Source organism: Vineibacter terrae, assembly GCF_008039615.1.
Taxonomy (GTDB): Bacteria; Pseudomonadota; Alphaproteobacteria; order Reyranellales; family Reyranellaceae; genus Vineibacter; species Vineibacter terrae.
Genome location: NZ_VDUZ01000018.1, coordinates 13,809 through 29,823, shown reverse-complemented (window position 1 = coordinate 29,823; position 16,015 = coordinate 13,809). Strand labels below are relative to the sequence as shown.

Sequence of the window (16,015 nt, the reverse complement as noted above, 5' to 3'; positions counted from 1 at the left end):
CGCTCATGGCTGCGCCACGAAGCGGGCGAGCGAGTCACGCACGGCCTTGACCTCGTCCTCGGTGCCGATGGTGATGCGCAGGTGATCGCCCAGGCCGTAGCCGTGCATCATGCGCGGGATCACGCCGTCGTTCATCATGTGCGCGTTGGCGGCCTCGGCGCGCGCCTGCGAGCCGAACCCGACCAGGACGAAATTGCCAACGCTGGGCCGCGGTTGCAGGCCCAGCCTGGTCAGCTCCGCCGTCAGCCACGGCAGCCAGATGTCGTTGTTGGTGCGGGTGGCGTCGACATGCGCCACGTCGTCCAGGGCCGCGATGCCGGCCGCCTGGGCCGCGGCGTTGACGTTGAAGGGCTGGCGCAGCCGGTTCATGACGTCGATGACCGCCGCCGGCCCGTACATCCACCCCAGGCGCAGGCCGCCCATGGCGTAGATCTTCGAGAAGGTGCGGCACATCACCACATTCTCGGCCGCATTCACCAGCTCGACCCCGGCATCGTAGTCGTTGCGCGACACATATTCGGCGTAAGCCGCATCGAGCACCAGCAGCACCTGCCGGGGCAGGCCGGCATGCAGGCGGCGCACGTCTTCCCGGGTGATGTAGCTGCCGGTCGGGTTGTTGGGGTTGGCGAGGCACACCACGCGGGTCTTGGTGGTCACCTTGGCCAGCATGGCATCGACGTCGGTGCGCAGGTCCTTCTCGGGTGCCGTCACCGGGATGGCGCCGACACCCTTGGCGTTCAGCGGGTACATCATGAAGCCGTGGGCGCTGTACAGCAGCTCATCGCCCGGCCCGCAATACGCGCGCACCAGCAGGTTCAGAAGCTCGTCGGAGCCGGCGCCGCAGACGATGCGCGCCGGGTCGAGGCCGTAGTGCCGCCCGATGGCGGCCCGCAGCTTCTCGCAGCCGCCATCGGGATAGCGATGCAGCTCGGCGGCGGCCTTGGCGTAGGCCTCCATCGCCTTGGGACTGGGGCCCAGCGCGCCCTCGTTGGACGAGAGCTTCATCACCGTCGCCCTGCCCTCGACCGTGTCCTTGCCGCCGACATAGGGCGCCATGGTCATGATTCCGGGACGCGGCTGCGGAGCGGTCATCGTGATCTCCGATCGATTGATGGGGCGCTCAGGGCACCACGGGCGGCACGGCGTAGGCGCCCAGCACCACGACGCGGGCGCCCTCGATGCCCAGCGCCAGGGCCAATGCGGCAAGCCGCGGGTCGGCATCGCCGACGAACTCGGGAATTTCGATCAGATCCCAGTAGGTGCCGGCCTGCTCGACGTCATACAGGGCCGTCGCGTCCTGCAGGCCTGCCTTGCGGATCGCGGCCGCCAGGCGGCTGCGGCTGATCTCGGCGCGCGCCTCGACGGCGATCAACGCCCGGTCGTGGCCGCTGGGCTCGGCGTCGAGCCGGGCCAGCACGAAGCCGGTGAGGTCGCGGCCGCGGCTGTTGGGCATGACGACGAAGGGCAGCTTCTGCACGATATGCGGCGTGGTCGGGTCGCCGCTCATCAGGCGCGGCCACCACGGCTGCGGCTCGTCCTGCACCGGCGCCGGCACGATGCCGACGACGTTGGGATCGGCCCGCACCGCCGCCAGCACCTGGCTTGGCGTCTCGTGGGCCGTGAACGGGATCTGCACACCGAAATGGTCGCGCGCCAGGTCCCAGTAGCCGGGCTGATCGGCCGGCCGGCAGATCGCTATCCGGATGGGGCACTGCAAGAAGGTGAAGGCGCCCATGATCTCGCGCCAAAGACGCACCATGGCATTGGCCGGGAAGCGCCCGGCATGGCGCTCGAGCAGCCGGCGGATCACCTGGGCCTCGCGGCCAGGCCGCAGCGCCAACCCGCCGGCAGGCTTGGACGCGCCGATGCGCTCCACCAGTTCAGCGCGACGCATCAACAGATCGTGCAGCGTGTCGTCGATGCTGTCGATCTGCCGGCGCAATTCGTCGAGAGTCGGGACGTCCATGAATGCAAATTGTGGCCTGGGCACAAGGGCGATACCTCTAGTCGGAAGGCCGGCCAAAAGCAAAGTAAACGTTGACACCCCGACGACCGCCCCCATAGCTAGCCGGGCCTGCCGCCGCCCCACCGGATACGTTCGGGGCTGGCGCGACGGCTGGAGTTCGCGCCTGATGGATACCGCGCTGTCCGAGCCTGCCTCGCCCGTCGCGGCGGCCGGATCTACCGTCGTCGTATGCCGGGCGCTGGCTGCCAGCCAGCACGTCACCCTGGGGCCGCTGAAGCTCGATTGCGGCGTCACGCTCGACGCCCACCGGGTCGCCTTCCGCACCTACGGCACGCTCAACGCCGACAAATCCAACGCCGTGCTGATCTGCCATGCGCTGACGATGGACCAGTTCGTGGCCGATCCCCACCCCGTGACCGGCAAGCCGGGCTGGGGCGACACGCTCGTCGGCCCCGGCCGGCCGATCGATCCGGCGAAGCATTTCGTGATCTGCGCCAACGTCCTGGGCGGCTGCATGGGCAGCACCGGCCCGCTCGACATCAGGCCCGGCACCAGCGAGCCGTACAACCTCAGCTTCCCCGTGGTGACCATCGGCGACATGGTGCGGGCCCAGGCCGCCCTGCTCGACCACCTGGGCGTTGAAAGCCTGTTCTGCGTCACCGGCGGCTCGATGGGCGGCATGCTGGTGCTGCAATGGGCCGCGACCTATCCCGAGCGAGTGTTCTCCGCCATCCCGGTCGCGACGGCGGCCAGGCATTCGGCGCAGAACATCGCCTTCCACGAGGTCGGACGCCAGGCGATCATGGCCGATCCCGAGTGGCACGCCGGCAGCTACATCAAGCACGGCACGCGGCCGGCGCGCGGGCTGGCCGTGGCGCGCATGGCGGCGCACATCACCTATCTCAGCGAGGCGGCGCTGCAGCGCAAGTTCGGGCGCCAGCTGCAGGGCAAGGACGCGCTGGGCTTCGGCTTCGATGCCGACTTCCAGGTCGAGAGCTACCTGCATCACCAGGGCAAGTCGTTCGTCGAGCGCTTCGACGCCAACGCCTATCTCTACATCACGCGCGCCATGGACTACTTCGACCTCGCCGCGCAGCACGGCGGATCGCTGGCCACGGCCTTCCGCGGCTCGCCGACCCGCTTCTGCCTGATGTCGTTCACCAGCGACTGGCTGTTCCCGACAGCCGAGAGCCGCGAGATCGTGCGGGCGCTGAACTCCGTCGCCGCCAACGTCTCCTTCGTCGAGGTCGAGAGCGACAAGGGCCATGACGCCTTCCTGCTCGACGAGCCCGAGATGCTGCGCACGCTGGCGGGCTTTTTGCGTGGCGCCGGCAACGCGCGAGGCCTGAAGCCCTGACCAGCATGGCCGACCTCAATCAGAAGACGGTGCCGCGCGACGGCATCCGCGTCGACCTGCAGCTCATCGCCGACATGGTCGCACCGGGCACGCGCGTGCTCGACGTCGGCTGCGGCGACGGCGCGCTGCTGGACCACCTCGTGCGCTTCAAGCAGGTCGACGGCCGCGGCATGGAGCTGAGCCAGGCCGGCGTGAACGCCTGCGTCGCCAGCGGGCTCAGCGTCATCCAGGGCGACGCCGACACCGACCTGCAGCACTATCCCAGCGGCGCCTTCGACTACGTCATCCTCAGCCAGACCCTGCCAGCGACACGCTCGCCGCGCGACGTGCTGGAGCAGCTGCTGCGGGTGGGCAAGCGCGCCATCGTGTCGTTCCCCAACTTCGCCTATTGGCGCGTGCGCATGCGCCTGCTGTTCGGCGGCCACATGCCGCAGACCGAGGCGCTGCCGCACCGCTGGTACGACACGCCCAACATCCATCTCTGCACCATCGACGATTTCCGTGATCTGTGCGCCGAGATGGGAGTCGTGGTCGAGAAAGCCCTGTCGCTCGATCGCCGCGGCCGCACGCTGGGCCTGCTGCCGCTACCGCTCGCCAACCTGATCGGCGAGCAAGGCCTGTTCCTGTTGCGGCGGAAGTAGCGGGAACTTCCCTCACCTCCAGGACATTCGTCGAAGGGGCAGGCGATCGCATATGGCTCCTGTCATCCCGAGCGCAGCGAGGGATCTCCTGCGGCAAGGCGCACGGTGCGCTACTCGCGGGAGATCCCTCGCTACGCTCGGGATGACGGCTTTCCGAAAGGCTGCATCGCGACCCTCACCGGCACCGGCCTGGCCACGCGCAGCCAGTCCTGGGTGTCGACCTCCATCGAGCGGTCCAGGCGGCCGGCGTTGAAGAAGATGGTGGTGTGCGCCAGCAGGTCGGGATCGACCAGCACCGCCAGCGAATGGTCGAACGAGAACGGCGGCACGCTGCCCATGGCGCAGCCGGTGATCTCCTGCGCCGTCTCGGGGCTGGCGAAGCCGCATTTGCGGGCGCCGAAATGCTGCGCGACGGCGTCGAAATCCAGCTTGCGGCTGCCGGGCAGGATGGCCAGCACGTGCCGCCGCCCGCCACCGCCGCCACGCACGTCGAGCACCATCGCCTTGGCTGCCTGGTCCGGCTTGTTGCCGCGGATCACGCTGATCCGGTCGGAGCGGCCTTCGGGCTCGTGCTCGATGACGCGGAACGACGCCTTCTCGCGGGTCAACAGCGCGACGATGCGGTCAAAGACAGGGGCTTCGCTCACGGACGGCTCCGATGGCGCACAGGGCGGCGGGATGAAGGTCAGTCGCGGGTCCGCGGCGGCGGCACGACGCGCCCAGCCGCCGGCGACGGATTGCGCGAATGCGCTACCCGCAATCGCGGCCGGGCCATCACGGTGGGCTGTGCCACGCCGGCATAGATCTGCTTGCCGGCCTCCACGATCGCCACGCCGGCGAAGCGGCTGAACAGGCGCCGGCCCATCCGCTCCACCGTCGGCGCCGCGCTCAGCAGCAGGCGGGAGCGGGTGGGTGGCAGGTAGAGCGCGCGCGCCGCCCGCAGCGGCGTGAACATGTTGGCGCGCAGCAGCGCCGCCAGCTGCCGCGCCGAATAGGGATGGCCCAGATAGAAGGGCGAGCGATCGAACTGCGCCCACAGGCCGGTGCGGTTGGGCACCACGACCAGCATGCGGCCGCCATCGGCCAGCACGCGCCAGGCTTCGCGCAGCAGCGGCCGGATCTGCTCCGAGCATTCCAGCGCGTGCACGATCAGCAGCCGGTCCACCGACCGGTCGGGCAGCGGCAGGTCGATCTCCTCGACCAGGGCCGCGAGGTTGGCCCGCTCATTGGGCCAGGGCAGCACGCCCTGTGCCGCCGGCATCAGCGCCAGCACCCGCTCCGCCTCGTCCATGAACGGCCGCAGGAACGGCACGGCATAGCCCAGGCCGACCACCCGCAGGCCGCGCACGTCGGGCCACAGCTCGCGCAGCTGCGCGCGCAGCAGCCGCTGGGTCACCTGCCCCACGGTCTCGGCGTAGAAGTCGCGCAGGTCGACGACGTCGGTGAACATGACTCTAATATATAGCACCGTCGGCTGATTTCATCCCGCGCCGGCCGTGACTTCGGCGGAACGCCGGTGCTAACGTCACGGCCACCCTCGTCGCCGCGCTTGGCGGGTGCCGCGTCGATCCATCGTTGCGCTCCGGATGACTATGCCGGCGACGAAAGGGTGAACAGCGCAAAGGAAAGAGAGCGTATGGCCAAGATGAAACTGATGTACTCGCCGACCTCACCTTATGTCCGCAAGGTGATGGTGCTGGCGATCGAGGCCGGCCTCGACAAGAAGATCGACAAGGAGACCGTGGCCACGACGCCGGTCGCGCCGAACCGGGACCTCGCCAAGACCAACCCGCTGGTCAAGGTGCCGTCGCTGCGGGCCGAGGGCCTGTCGCTCTACGATTCGCCGGTGATCTGCGAGTACCTCGACAGCAAGCATCGCAAGAAGAAGTTCTTTCCCGCCAAGGGCAAGGCGCGCTTCAACGCGCTGCGCCAGCAGGCGCTGGGCGACGGGCTGCTCGATGCCGCCCTGCTGGTGCGCTACGAGCTGACTCTGCGCGAGGAGCCCATGCGCAATGCGGCCTGGCAGGAAGCGCAGATGAAGAAGATCCGCAGCGCGCTCGACCAGATGGAGAAGGAGGCCGGCACGCTCAGGGGCTCGCCCACCATCGGGCACATCACCTTCGCCTGCGCGCTGGCCTATCTCGATTTCCGCTTCGCCGACGAGGGCTGGCGCAAGGGCCACAAGAAGCTCGCGGCATGGTACGATAAGTTCGCGCAGCGCCCGTCGATGAAGGCGACGATGCCGCCGACCTGAGCCGCCGCGCGGCCGCATGGACGCCGACGACCTGATCCGCCGCCTCGGGCTGCAGCCGCATCCCGAGGGCGGCCACTACGTCGAGACCTATCGCGCGCCGCCGGCCCAGGCCGGCGGCCGCGGCGCGACGACCGCGATCTATTTCCTGCTGCGCGCCGGCGAACGCTCGCACTGGCACAAGGTCGACGCCGTCGAGATCTGGCACTGGTATGCCGGCGCGCCGCTGGAGCTGGCGATCAGCAGCGACGGCCGCGAGGCGCGCCATGCGATCCTCGGCACCGACTTCGCGGCCGGCCAGCGCCCGCAGGCGGTGGTGCCGAAGCTGGCATGGCAGGCAGCCCGCACGCTGGGCGCCTGGACCCTGGTCGGCTGCACCGTGTCGCCGGCCTTCGAGTTCGCCGGCTTCACGCTGGCGCCAGGCGGCTGGGCGCCGAGCCAGGCTGCGCCGACTAGCACCTGATGGCGCGCAAGTGCCCCGCCCGGGCGTAGGGCAGCAATTCACCGTCGCGGGTCACGACCGGGCAATTGTAGTGCCGTGCGGTCGCGGCAATGATCCTGTCCGCAGGATCCCGCGGCGCGTTGCCCGGCAGGCGCGTGGAAGCGATCAATATCGTTGGAGACAGTTCGGTGAGGTGCACACCTTTGAGCGAGGTGAGCGTGTCGAACCAGTCCTCCGGGTCTCTGTCGAGGCTGAGGCGACTTTTGGCGATCAGCATCCCGATTTCCCACGCGCTGATGGGCGACACATGAACACCTGCCGAGGCTTGGGCTGACCGGATGGCGCTCAACGCCGACGCTGCAAACGGTTCGCGATTCATCAGCCAGAGCGCGGCACACGTGTCGAGCAGCACCGCGCTCATGCGAACCTACCTATATGTCCCGATCGGCATCCCAGTTTTCCCCGATCGGCTCGGTGACATCGACACCGGAGGGGACCTTCACGGACCCACGCATCGCCCCCCACAGGTCTTCGAGCGGCTCGGGATCCACGGGCACGATCGCGGCAACGGGTTTGCCGCGGCGTGTCAGCACCACGCGACTCGTCCGACGCGACGCGACGTCGTCGATGACGGCGAGGCTGCGCGGCTTGAACGCACTGACCGCGATCACCTTCTCTGCTGCCTTTCGCATCGCCGTTCCACTTGGACCATTGGAAGTGGACCATCTTAACGTAGGGCAGTCGCCGCCACCAGTCCCCATACGATCGACACGACTTCGTCCACAAGAGCGGACGTTTTGACGTCCTCAGCCTCGCGGCGCGAGGCCGTCCCTGCTGGCCTGCGATATGTCGTGTGTTAGAGTCGCGCCATGCCGACTCGCCGACCGCCCAGCCTAGCGAAGGTGCGCCTGGCCCGGGCGGTCTTCGGCCTCGGCTTGCTGGGCGTGCTGGCCGTGCTGCTCACCGGGCCGGCCTATCGTTTCGGCTATATCGATGTCTCCGGCATCCAGACCGCTTTCGGCATCGGCACCTCGGCGGCGCTGGCGGCCATCGTCGGCGGCCTGGCGCTGGCGCTGCTGCTGCCGGTGCGCGAGTACCGCAGCACCCTGCTGTCGACCGCGATCGTCTGGCTGTTCCGCCTGGTCGTGTTGTGCGTCTTCGGCGTCACGCTGATGTTCCTGGCGTCGCGCGCGGTCCCCAGCCTGGGCGCGCGCACCGACTCCACCAAGCTGCTCGACCTTGCCGGCCTGGGCGCGGTGCTCGCCGTGGTGGTGGGGATCCTGTTGGCCGTGACGCAACCGGCCGGCACGACGCGGCCGGGATTGCTCTCCGCCCTGGTGGGCGTCGCCCTGGGCGTGGCCGCGGCTTACGTGCCGATCTCCTGGCGGATCGCGGCCGACAACCTGCCGCGCATCAACGACATCAGCACCGACACGATCCACCCGCCGGCGTTCGTGGCGCTGCCGTCGCCGCGCGGCAATACCGGCAACGGCTCCGACTATCCCGGCCCGGCCGTGGCGGCGGCGCAGCGCGCCGGCTATCCCGACATCAGGCCGCTGACGCTGAAGGCGTCGTCGGCGGATGCCTTCACGCATGTCGAGCGCGTCGCCCGCGGTTTCGGCTGGGAGATCGTCGCCCGCGAACCCGCCCAGGGACGACTCGAAGCTGTCGCGACCACGGCATGGTTCGGCTTCAAGGACGACATCATCGTGCGCCTCACCGAGGTCACGGGCGGCACCCGGATCGACATCCGTTCACGCTCGCGCGTCGGCATCAGCGACCTGGGCGCCAATGCCGCGCGCATCCGCCTGTTTCTTGCCCGCCTGCAGCAGCCGGCCTGAACCGGCAAACGACGACCGGCCCTTGCGGGCCGGTCGATACGTGGATCTCGATCCTCGGGCTCAGCGCCACCAGCCCACGCGCTGCGCGTCATGGCGCTGGCGGTAGATGGCGCGGCTCTCGCGATCGAGCATGCCGTTGAGCCGTGCGCGCTCGGCCGGGGTCACGACGCCGTCCGACCTGGCGCGCGCCTCGGCGGCGCGGATGCGGTATTCGCCCCCTTCGAGGTGGCGGAACTCGCGCGGCGTCAACGAGCCATTGCGCGCGCCGGCGAAGATGCGGTCCTGCTGATAGTGCTCGCGCGCATCGACGTAAGGCGTGCGGGTACCGTAGGCCCCGGTGCCGCCGTAGGCGCCGGTGTTCAAGCCCTGGGCCGAGGCCGTCGACGAAAATCCTGCAACGGCTAGGGCGCCCAGCATGGCCAGCGGCGCGGCACGGAAGACGATGGACGACATGGGTGGTTCCTCGGGTGGCATCGACGGCAGGTGTCGAACCGTCTTGTGGCTGCTTACGGCGCCATCCAAGACCACATCCCCGGCTTGCCACCGAAAAGATCAGGGCACCTTGAATGCCGCATCGACCGGCACGCGATAGCCGGCCGCCAGGCGGTTGGTCTCATTGGCAAGCCCGACCACGGCCATCAGCTCACCGAACATTTCTTCGGTCATGCCCCATTTGCGCGCCTGCGCACCATGCGAAGCCACGCAATAGTCACAGGCATTGGTCACGGAGACCGCCAGGTAGATCATTTCCTTGGTGCGCATATCGAGCGCGCCCGGCGTCATGACCGCCCGCATGTTCGACCACATCCGCCGCATCTGCGCCGGGTGCCGCGCCATCGCCTTCCAGAAATTGTTGACCTGCCGCGGATCGATGCCGCGCACCGCCGCGATCTCGTCGAACACCGCCTTCGCCTCGGGGTCAGCCTGGTCGTACTCGATCAGCACAGCTTCGGTCATCATCGCCTCCTCGTCCGCCTGTGAGCCGCCTGTCAGCATAGGGTGCGCTACCTGACCTTCAACCTCGCGCAACCGTGACGCCGCCGCCCCAAGGCTGCCATATCGGGGGACCTCAATTCTGTGCTTGCGGGCACGGCCGCTCGGCCATGACAGTGCCCGTCCCATGTCGGAGCTCCCATGGACCGCCGCTCCTTCCTGCGAACTGCCGCCGGCGCGACATTGGCCGCCACCGCCAGCACTGCCGCACATGCCCAGGAGGCCCAGAGCTTCGTGCTGGTCCACGGCGCCTGGCATGGCGCCTGGTGCTGGCAGCGCGTGGTGACGCTGCTGGAGTCGCACGGCCATCGCGTCGAGGCGCCAGCCCTGGCCGGAGTCGGCGAGCGCGTCGGCGAGCTGAGCGCGCAGATCACGCTCGACACGCACATCGAGCAGATCGTGGCCCTGCTCACCGAGCGCGGCCTGTGGAACGCCGTGCTGGTCGGCCACTCCTATGCCGGGGCCGTCATCACCGGCGTCGCCGACCGCATGCCGCAGCGGCTGCGCCGGCTCGTGTTCCTCGACGCCGTGATCCTGGAGAACGGCCAGAGCCTGGGCTTCCCGGCCGGACGCGATCCGCGGCGGCCGGCGGCGATCCCGCCGCCACCGGCCACGGCGTTCGGCATCGCCAATCCTGCCGACCTTGCCTGGGTGCAGCAGAACCTCACGGCGCATCCCGCTGGCACCTTCGAGCTGCCGTTGATCCTGCAGAACCCGGTCGGCAACGGCCTCAAGTGCATCTATGTCGCCTGCAATCGACCGGCGATGATGGAGCACGCGCTGTTCCGGCAGATGGCCAAGGCCAATCTCGGCTGGCAGATCCTCGAGCTTGCGACCGGACACGACGCGATGGTGACGGCGCCCGGCCCGCTGGTGGACCTGCTCGAGCGCGTGGCGGTGTAGAGCCGGTCGGGCTTCGCACGCGCGTGAGCGCCTGCGACAACACGCAGCAGAATAGAAACTGACGCCGCGACAACGGGTCCCGCCCCGATTCGCGGGCCTGTCGCCTATGTAGCGGATGCGTTAAGGTTAGAAAGCTGACGATGTGCCGGGCTCGCCGGGACATCGGGAGAGACGGGATGCCCGACCTCTTCGATGCGTTGATGTTGGCGCGCTTCCAGTTCGCCTTCGTCATCACATTCCATATCGTGTTCCCCGCCTTCTCGATCGGGCTTGCGAGCTATCTCGCCGTGCTCGAAGGGCTGTGGCTGTGGACCGGCCGCGACGTCTATCTGCGCGTGTTCCGCTACTGGCTGAAGATTTTCGCCCTGGTCTTCGGCATGGGCGTCGTGTCGGGCGTGGTGCTGAGCTACCAGATCGGCACCAACTGGGGCCCGTACGCCGATCGTACCGGGCCCATCCTCGGGCCGCTGATGGGCTACGAGGTGCTGACCGCATTCTTCCTCGAGGCCGGCTTTCTCGGCGTCATGCTGTTCGGCATGAATCGCGTCGGCCGCGGCCTGCATTTCTTCGCCACGACGATGGTCGCGGTCGGCACGTTGATCTCGGCGTTCTGGATCCTGTCGGCCAACAGCTGGATGCAGACGCCGGCGGGCTACGAGATCGCGCCCAACGGCCAGTTCGTGCCGGTCGACTGGTGGGCGGCCGTCTTCAACCCGTCGTTCCCCTATCGTCTTGCCCACATGGTGCTGGCCGCCTATCTCACGACGGCGCTGGTGGTCGGCGCTGTCGGCGCCTGGCACTTGCTGCGCGATCGCGAAAACGCAGCGGCGCGCACGATGTTCTCGATGGCGATGTGGATGGCGGCGCTGGTGGCGCCGGTGCAGATCGTGGTCGGCGACTTCCACGGGCTCAACACCCTGAAGCATCAGCCGGCCAAGATCGCCGCCATGGAAGGGCACTTCGAGACCCACCGCGGCGCGCCGCTGATCCTGTTCGGCCTGCCCGACATGGAAGCCGAAACCACGCGCTATGCCATCGAGATCCCCAAGCTGGGCAGCCTGATCCTGACCCATGAGTGGGACGGCGAGCTCAAGGGACTGAAGGAATGGCCGCGCCAGGACCGGCCGAACGCGACGATCGTGTTCTGGTCGTTCCGCATCATGGTCGGCATCGGCGTGCTGATGGTCATGCTGGGCCTGTGGAGCCTGTTCGGGCGCTGGCGCAGCACGCTCTACGCCACGCCCTGGCTGCATCGCTTCGCGGTCGCGATGGGGCCGAGCGGCTTCATTGCGGTGATCGCCGGCTGGGTGACGACGGAAGTCGGCCGCCAGCCATGGACGGTCTACGGCCTGATGCGCACATCCGAATCGGTGTCGCCGATCGCCACGCCGGCGGTGGCGACGTCGCTGGCGACATTCGCGGTCGTCTACTTCGCGGTGTTCGGCGCCGGTGTCTTCTACCTGCTGCGGCTGATGCGGCGGCCGCCTTCCGTCGACGAGCCAGCGCCGACACCGGCGCCGGATGTCGCCAAGCCGGCGCTTGCCGGCGGCGCCGTCGGCCGGCTCGCCACCGAGGAGCCCGCGCCATGACGATCGACCTGGCGTTCGTGTGGGCCGGCATCATCGCCTTCGCGGTGCTGGCCTATGTGATCCTCGACGGCTTCGACCTCGGGATCGGCATCCTGTTTCCCGCGATCAAGAATCCGCAGGATCGCGATACAGCGATCGACAGCATCGCGCCGGTCTGGGACGGCAACGAGACCTGGCTGGTGCTGGGTGGCGGGGGCCTGTTCGCCGTCTTCCCGCTGGCCTATGCCGTGGTGCTGCCGGCGCTCTACATGCCCATCACGCTGATGCTGCTGGCGCTGGTCTTCCGCGGTGTCGCCTTCGAGTTCCGCCACCGCACCGTGCGCGGGCGGCGCTTCTGGGACGGCGCCTTCGCCGGCGGCTCGATGGTGGCGGCGCTGTGCCAGGGCATCGCCCTGGGCGCGCTGGTGCAGGGCATCCATATCGAAGGCCGCGCCTATGCCGGCGGCTGGTGGGACTGGCTGACGCCGTTCAGCATCCTGACCGGGCTGGCGCTGGTCGCGGGCTACGCGCTGCTGGGCGCCACGTGGCTGATCAGCAAGACCCAGGACGACCTGCAGGCGCGCTGCTTCCGCTGGGCGCTGCCCCTGGGCGCGGCGATGCTGGCCTTCATCGTCGCCGTGAGCCTGGCCACGCCGCTGCTCAATCCCGTCTATGCCGAGCGCTGGTTCGCGTGGCCGGCCGTGCTCTATGCCGCGCCGGTGCCGCTGCTGGTGGCGGCCGTATCGCTTGCCTTCTGGCGGGCGATCCGCCGCCGGGCCGAGCGTCTGCCGTTCCTGCTGGCGCTGGCGCTGTTCCTGCTGAGCTATATCGGCCTGGGCATCAGCCTCTATCCGCACATCGTGCCGCCATCGCTCACGATCTGGGACGCGGCCGCACCCGAATCCAGCCTGAAGTTCCTGCTGGCCGGCGGCGCGGTCCTGCTGCCGATCATCCTGGCCTACACCGGCTACGCCTACTGGGTGTTCCGCGGCAAGGTGACGCCGGGCAGCGGCTATCACCATTGACCATGCGCGCCGCAGCCGCACGGTGGCGCCGGATCGGATGGTTCGTGCTGCTGTGGGCTGGCGGCGTCGCCGCCATCGGCGGCTTCGCCTACGCCGTGCGCACGATCATGAAGCTGACGCTGACGTAGCGCCCGGCACAATTCCGGAGCAGCTTCCGGCCGCCATGGTCTGCCTGATGGGCCGTCAAAGCCCAAGATCCGTCAGTCCAGGATGGTCGGCTGGCCGAGGACCCGTCCGATCCCAATGGAACTTGCGGTCGGCCGCATTGATCGGCAGGTCGTTGATGGACGCGTGGCGCAATCGCATCAGGCCGTTGTCATCGAACTCCCAGTTTTCGTTGCCGTAGGAGCGGAACCAGCTTCCGGAGTCGTCATGCCACTCGTAGGCGAAGCGGACGGCGATTCGATTGCCTTCCCAGGCCCAGAGCTCCTTGATCAGACGATACTCCAGCTCCTTGTTCCATTTGCGCGTCAGGAACGCGATGATCTCCGGACGGCCACGCAGGAATTCCGCGCGATTGCGCCAACGGCTGTCGACGGTATAGGCGAGCGCGACCCTGTCCGGGTTGCACGTATTCCATCCATCCTCGGCGGCACGCACCTTCTGGATGGCGGTGTCACGTGTGAAGGGCGGCAGCGGCGGACGTGCATCGGACATCTCTGCCTCCATTGAGGAGCACGATGCTCGGGCAGGAGCTCGCTTCGGATGCGAAAGGTGAAACGCACCGGCGCGCCATGCCATGGCGCGCCGTCGTGTTGGTGTCTGTAGCCCCTTCCCTGCTGCGGGAAGACGGATCAGTACATGTGCTGGCCGCCGTTGATGCTCAACGTCGAGCCGGTGATGAAGCCGGCATCGTCGGCCACCAGGAAGACCACGCCACGCGCGATCTCGTCGGCCTTGCCCAGGCGTCCCACCGGGATCTTGGCGACGATCTTTTCCAGCACCGGTGCCGGCACGGCGGAGACCATGTCGGTGTCGGTGTAGCCCGGCGCTATGGCATTGACCGTGATGCCCTTGGCGGCGCCTTCCTGGGCCAGCGCCTTGGTGAAGCCGTGGATGCCGGACTTGGCGGCGGCGTAGTTCACCTGACCGTACTGGCCGCCCTGGCCGTTGATCGAGCCGATATTGACGATACGGCCGAAGGCGCGGCCGTTCATGCCGTCCCACACCGCCTTGCAGACGTTGAAGCAGGACCCGAGATTGGTGTCGATCACGGCATCCCAATGATCGCGGCTCAGCCGCTTCATGGTGCCGTCACGGGTGATGCCGGCGTTGTTGACCACGACGTCGATGGGCCCGAGATCCTTCTCGATCTGCGCCACGGCCGTCTGCACCGCGGCGTAATCGCCGACGTCGAACTTGTAGACCGCGATGCCGGTCTCTTCCTTGAACTTCTTGGCTGCCACCTCGTTGCCGGCGTAGTTCGCCGCAACAGTGTAGCCCTTGTCCTTCAGCATCTTCGAGATGGCCGCACCGATGCCACGGGTGCCGCCAGTGACCAATGCCACGCGAGCCATGCTATCCTCCCAGGTTTCGCGCTCTTGCCCGTCGGCACCGCCCTGCGGCGCCGCCGGGATCAGCTTCTAGCGAAAATGCTGCACTGCAGCAAGATCACTCGCAGTCATGCTGCAATGCAAAAACAATGGACGAACCTTCTCCCGCGAGCGGGAGCGCGAGCGGGAGAAGGTGGCCGCCGCGCAGTGGCGGCCGGAGAGGGTCTAAGGTCGAGGTCTGCGATCCCTCACCTTCCCATCGCTGCGCGATGGGCCCCTTCCTCTTCCTCTCCCGCTCGCGGGAGAGGAGCAAACGTCACGCCCGCTCCACACACATGGCGATGCCCATGCCGCCGCCGATGCACAGCGTGGCGAGGCCCTTCTTGGCGTCGCGCTTCTGCATCTCGAACAGCAACGTGGTGAGGATGCGCGCACCCGAGGCGCCGATGGGGTGGCCGATGGCGATGGCGCCGCCATTGACGTTGAGCTTGGCCGGGTCGAGCCCGAGCTCCTTGCCGACCGCCAGGGCCTGGGCGGCGAACGCCTCGTTGGCCTCGACCAGGTCGAGGTCCTTGACCGTCCAGCCGGCCTTCTCCAGCGCCTTCTTGGTGGCGGTCACCGGGCCGATGCCCATGATCGCCGGATCGACGCCGGTCGTGGCCCACGACACGATCCTGGCCATCGGCTTGATGCCGCGCTTCTTGGCCTCGTCGGCCGTCATCAGCACCACGGCGGCGGCGCCGTCATTGATGCCCGAGGCGTTGCCGGCCGTGACCGAGCCGTCCTTGCTGAAGGCCGGACGCAGCTTGCCCAGCGCCTCGACGGTGGTGCCGTGCCGCGGGAACTCGTCGGCGTCGACCACGATATCGCCCTTGCGAGTCTTCACGGTCACCGGGACGATCTCGTCCTTGAAGCGGCCGGCCTTCTGCGCCGCCTCGGCCTTGTTCTGCGATGAGCAGGCGAACGCGTCCTGCTCGGCGCGGGTGATCTGGTACTTCTGGGCCACGTTCTCGGCGGTGTTGCCCATGTGATAGCCGTGGAAAGCGTCCCACAGGCCGTCCTTGAGCATCGAGTCGACGAACTTCAGCTCGCCCATCTTCACGCCGTCGCGGATGTGCGCCACGTGCGGCGCCTGGCTCATGCTCTCCTGGCCGCCGACCACCATGATGCTGGCATCGCCGTTGCGGATCGCCTGGTAGCCCAGCGCCACGGCGCGCAGGCCCGAGCCGCAGAGCTGGTTGATCGCGAACGCCGTCTTCTCGACCGGCACGCCGGCATTCACCGCCGCCTGGCGCGCCGGGTTCTGGCCCTGGCCCGCCTGCAGGATCTGGCCGAGGATGATCTCGTCGACCTCTTCCGGCTTCACGCCGGCACGCTCAATCGCGCCCTTGACGGCAATCTTGCCCAGCTCGTGCGCCGGCAGCGCGCCGAAGGCACCATTGAAGCTGCCGACCGGCGTGCGTGCCGCTGCAGCGATGACGATATCGGTCATGAACATCCCCTCCGAAAAGGCGGCCGGGCGCCCGAGGCGACCG

General features: G+C 68.3%; 20 protein-coding genes. 9 read left to right on the top strand and 11 right to left on the bottom strand.

All coding sequences use genetic code 11. From position 1 onward, the window contains the following. Positions 1-3: 3 nt before the first annotated feature. Positions 4-1,092, bottom strand: a complete 1,089-nt coding sequence (gene hisC / locus FHP25_RS16775; RefSeq protein ID WP_147848095.1) for a histidinol-phosphate transaminase — start codon at positions 1,090-1,092, stop codon at positions 4-6. Between the two features lie 28 nt (positions 1,093-1,120). Beyond that, entirely contained in the window at positions 1,121-1,966 is an 846-nt protein-coding gene (gene pheA / locus FHP25_RS16770; protein ID WP_178133573.1) for a chorismate mutase, read from the bottom strand. Between the two features lie 166 nt (positions 1,967-2,132). Here pheA and metX point away from each other — a divergent pair, with 166 nt between their 5' ends. Further along, entirely contained in the window at positions 2,133-3,323 is a 1,191-nt protein-coding gene (gene metX / locus FHP25_RS16765) for a homoserine O-acetyltransferase MetX (protein ID WP_147848093.1), read from the top strand. A gap of 5 nt (positions 3,324-3,328) precedes the next feature. Then, positions 3,329-3,964 carry a methionine biosynthesis protein MetW gene (gene metW, locus FHP25_RS16760; protein WP_147848092.1) on the top strand — a complete coding sequence of 212 codons (636 nt, stop codon included), beginning with the start codon at positions 3,329-3,331 and terminating at the stop codon, positions 3,962-3,964. A 131-nt stretch (positions 3,965-4,095) separates the two neighbouring features. On the opposite strand, the gene FHP25_RS16755 is transcribed toward metW, so the two are convergent. Then, positions 4,096-4,611, bottom strand: a complete 516-nt coding sequence (locus FHP25_RS16755; RefSeq protein ID WP_147848091.1) for a YbaK/EbsC family protein — start codon at positions 4,609-4,611, stop codon at positions 4,096-4,098. A 38-nt stretch (positions 4,612-4,649) separates the two neighbouring features. Beyond that, positions 4,650-5,414: a class I SAM-dependent methyltransferase gene (locus FHP25_RS16750; protein WP_147848090.1), complete on the bottom strand. Its 765-nt coding sequence runs from the start codon at positions 5,412-5,414 to the stop codon at positions 4,650-4,652. 186 nt (positions 5,415-5,600) lie between these two features. Between FHP25_RS16750 and FHP25_RS16745 the strand changes: the two genes are divergently transcribed. Both FHP25_RS16745 and FHP25_RS16740 read left to right on the top strand, forming a co-directional pair. Beyond that, positions 5,601-6,218 (top strand): glutathione S-transferase, encoded by a 618-nt coding sequence (locus FHP25_RS16745; protein ID WP_329714872.1) that lies wholly within the window; start codon positions 5,601-5,603, stop codon positions 6,216-6,218. Positions 6,219-6,234: 16 nt separating this feature from the next. Next, complete coding sequence (locus FHP25_RS16740; protein ID WP_147848089.1) at positions 6,235-6,678, top strand: cupin domain-containing protein; 444 nt, start codon at positions 6,235-6,237, stop codon at positions 6,676-6,678. Here the strand turns inward: FHP25_RS16740 and FHP25_RS16735 are convergent. Then, positions 6,668-7,078 carry a type II toxin-antitoxin system VapC family toxin gene (locus FHP25_RS16735; RefSeq protein WP_147848088.1) on the bottom strand — a complete coding sequence of 137 codons (411 nt, stop codon included), beginning with the start codon at positions 7,076-7,078 and terminating at the stop codon, positions 6,668-6,670. The two genes, FHP25_RS16740 and FHP25_RS16735, sit on opposite strands and share 11 nt — an antisense overlap. 10 nt (positions 7,079-7,088) lie before the next feature. Continuing rightward, on the bottom strand, positions 7,089-7,349 hold the full coding sequence (locus tag FHP25_RS16730; RefSeq protein WP_178133572.1) for a type II toxin-antitoxin system Phd/YefM family antitoxin: 261 nt from the start codon (positions 7,347-7,349) through the stop codon (positions 7,089-7,091). A gap of 177 nt (positions 7,350-7,526) precedes the next feature. Here FHP25_RS16730 and FHP25_RS16725 point away from each other — a divergent pair, with 177 nt between their 5' ends. Further along, on the top strand, positions 7,527-8,498 hold the full coding sequence (locus tag FHP25_RS16725) for a DUF1499 domain-containing protein (RefSeq protein ID WP_147848086.1): 972 nt from the start codon (positions 7,527-7,529) through the stop codon (positions 8,496-8,498). A gap of 60 nt (positions 8,499-8,558) precedes the next feature. Here the strand turns inward: FHP25_RS16725 and FHP25_RS16720 are convergent, their stop codons facing one another. Both FHP25_RS16720 and FHP25_RS16715 read right to left on the bottom strand, forming a co-directional pair. Beyond that, positions 8,559-8,951, bottom strand: coding sequence for a hypothetical protein (locus FHP25_RS16720; protein ID WP_147848085.1), 393 nt, complete (start codon positions 8,949-8,951; stop codon positions 8,559-8,561). A gap of 99 nt (positions 8,952-9,050) precedes the next feature. Next, positions 9,051-9,458 (bottom strand): carboxymuconolactone decarboxylase family protein, encoded by a 408-nt coding sequence (locus tag FHP25_RS16715; protein WP_231712355.1) that lies wholly within the window; start codon positions 9,456-9,458, stop codon positions 9,051-9,053. 174 nt (positions 9,459-9,632) lie between these two features. Between FHP25_RS16715 and FHP25_RS16710 the strand changes: the two genes are divergently transcribed. From FHP25_RS16710 to FHP25_RS16695, 4 genes are all read left to right on the top strand, one after another. Further along, positions 9,633-10,394: an alpha/beta fold hydrolase gene (locus tag FHP25_RS16710; RefSeq protein WP_147848083.1), complete on the top strand. Its 762-nt coding sequence runs from the start codon at positions 9,633-9,635 to the stop codon at positions 10,392-10,394. Between the two features lie 176 nt (positions 10,395-10,570). Then, positions 10,571-11,983: a cytochrome ubiquinol oxidase subunit I gene (locus tag FHP25_RS16705; RefSeq protein WP_147848082.1), complete on the top strand. Its 1,413-nt coding sequence runs from the start codon at positions 10,571-10,573 to the stop codon at positions 11,981-11,983. Further along, the gene (gene cydB / locus FHP25_RS16700) at positions 11,980-12,987 is read left to right on the top strand and encodes a cytochrome d ubiquinol oxidase subunit II (RefSeq protein WP_147848081.1); all 1,008 of its coding nucleotides are present in this window, start codon (positions 11,980-11,982) and stop codon (positions 12,985-12,987) included. Before FHP25_RS16705 ends, cydB begins: the two co-directional genes overlap by 4 nt. 2 nt (positions 12,988-12,989) lie before the next feature. Beyond that, entirely contained in the window at positions 12,990-13,115 is a 126-nt protein-coding gene (locus FHP25_RS16695) for a DUF2474 family protein (RefSeq protein WP_147848080.1), read from the top strand. Between the two features lie 55 nt (positions 13,116-13,170). Here the strand turns inward: FHP25_RS16695 and FHP25_RS16690 are convergent, their stop codons facing one another. The 3 genes from FHP25_RS16690 to FHP25_RS16680 all read right to left on the bottom strand — a co-directional run bounded on the left by FHP25_RS16690 (position 13,171) and on the right by FHP25_RS16680 (position 15,972). Then, on the bottom strand, positions 13,171-13,644 hold the full coding sequence (locus FHP25_RS16690) for a nuclear transport factor 2 family protein (RefSeq protein WP_147848187.1): 474 nt from the start codon (positions 13,642-13,644) through the stop codon (positions 13,171-13,173). A 137-nt stretch (positions 13,645-13,781) separates the two neighbouring features. Further along, positions 13,782-14,504 carry an acetoacetyl-CoA reductase gene (phbB, locus tag FHP25_RS16685; RefSeq protein ID WP_147848079.1) on the bottom strand — a complete coding sequence of 241 codons (723 nt, stop codon included), beginning with the start codon at positions 14,502-14,504 and terminating at the stop codon, positions 13,782-13,784. A gap of 292 nt (positions 14,505-14,796) precedes the next feature. Further along, on the bottom strand, positions 14,797-15,972 hold the full coding sequence (locus FHP25_RS16680) for an acetyl-CoA C-acetyltransferase (protein ID WP_147848078.1): 1,176 nt from the start codon (positions 15,970-15,972) through the stop codon (positions 14,797-14,799). Positions 15,973-16,015 lie beyond the last annotated feature (43 nt).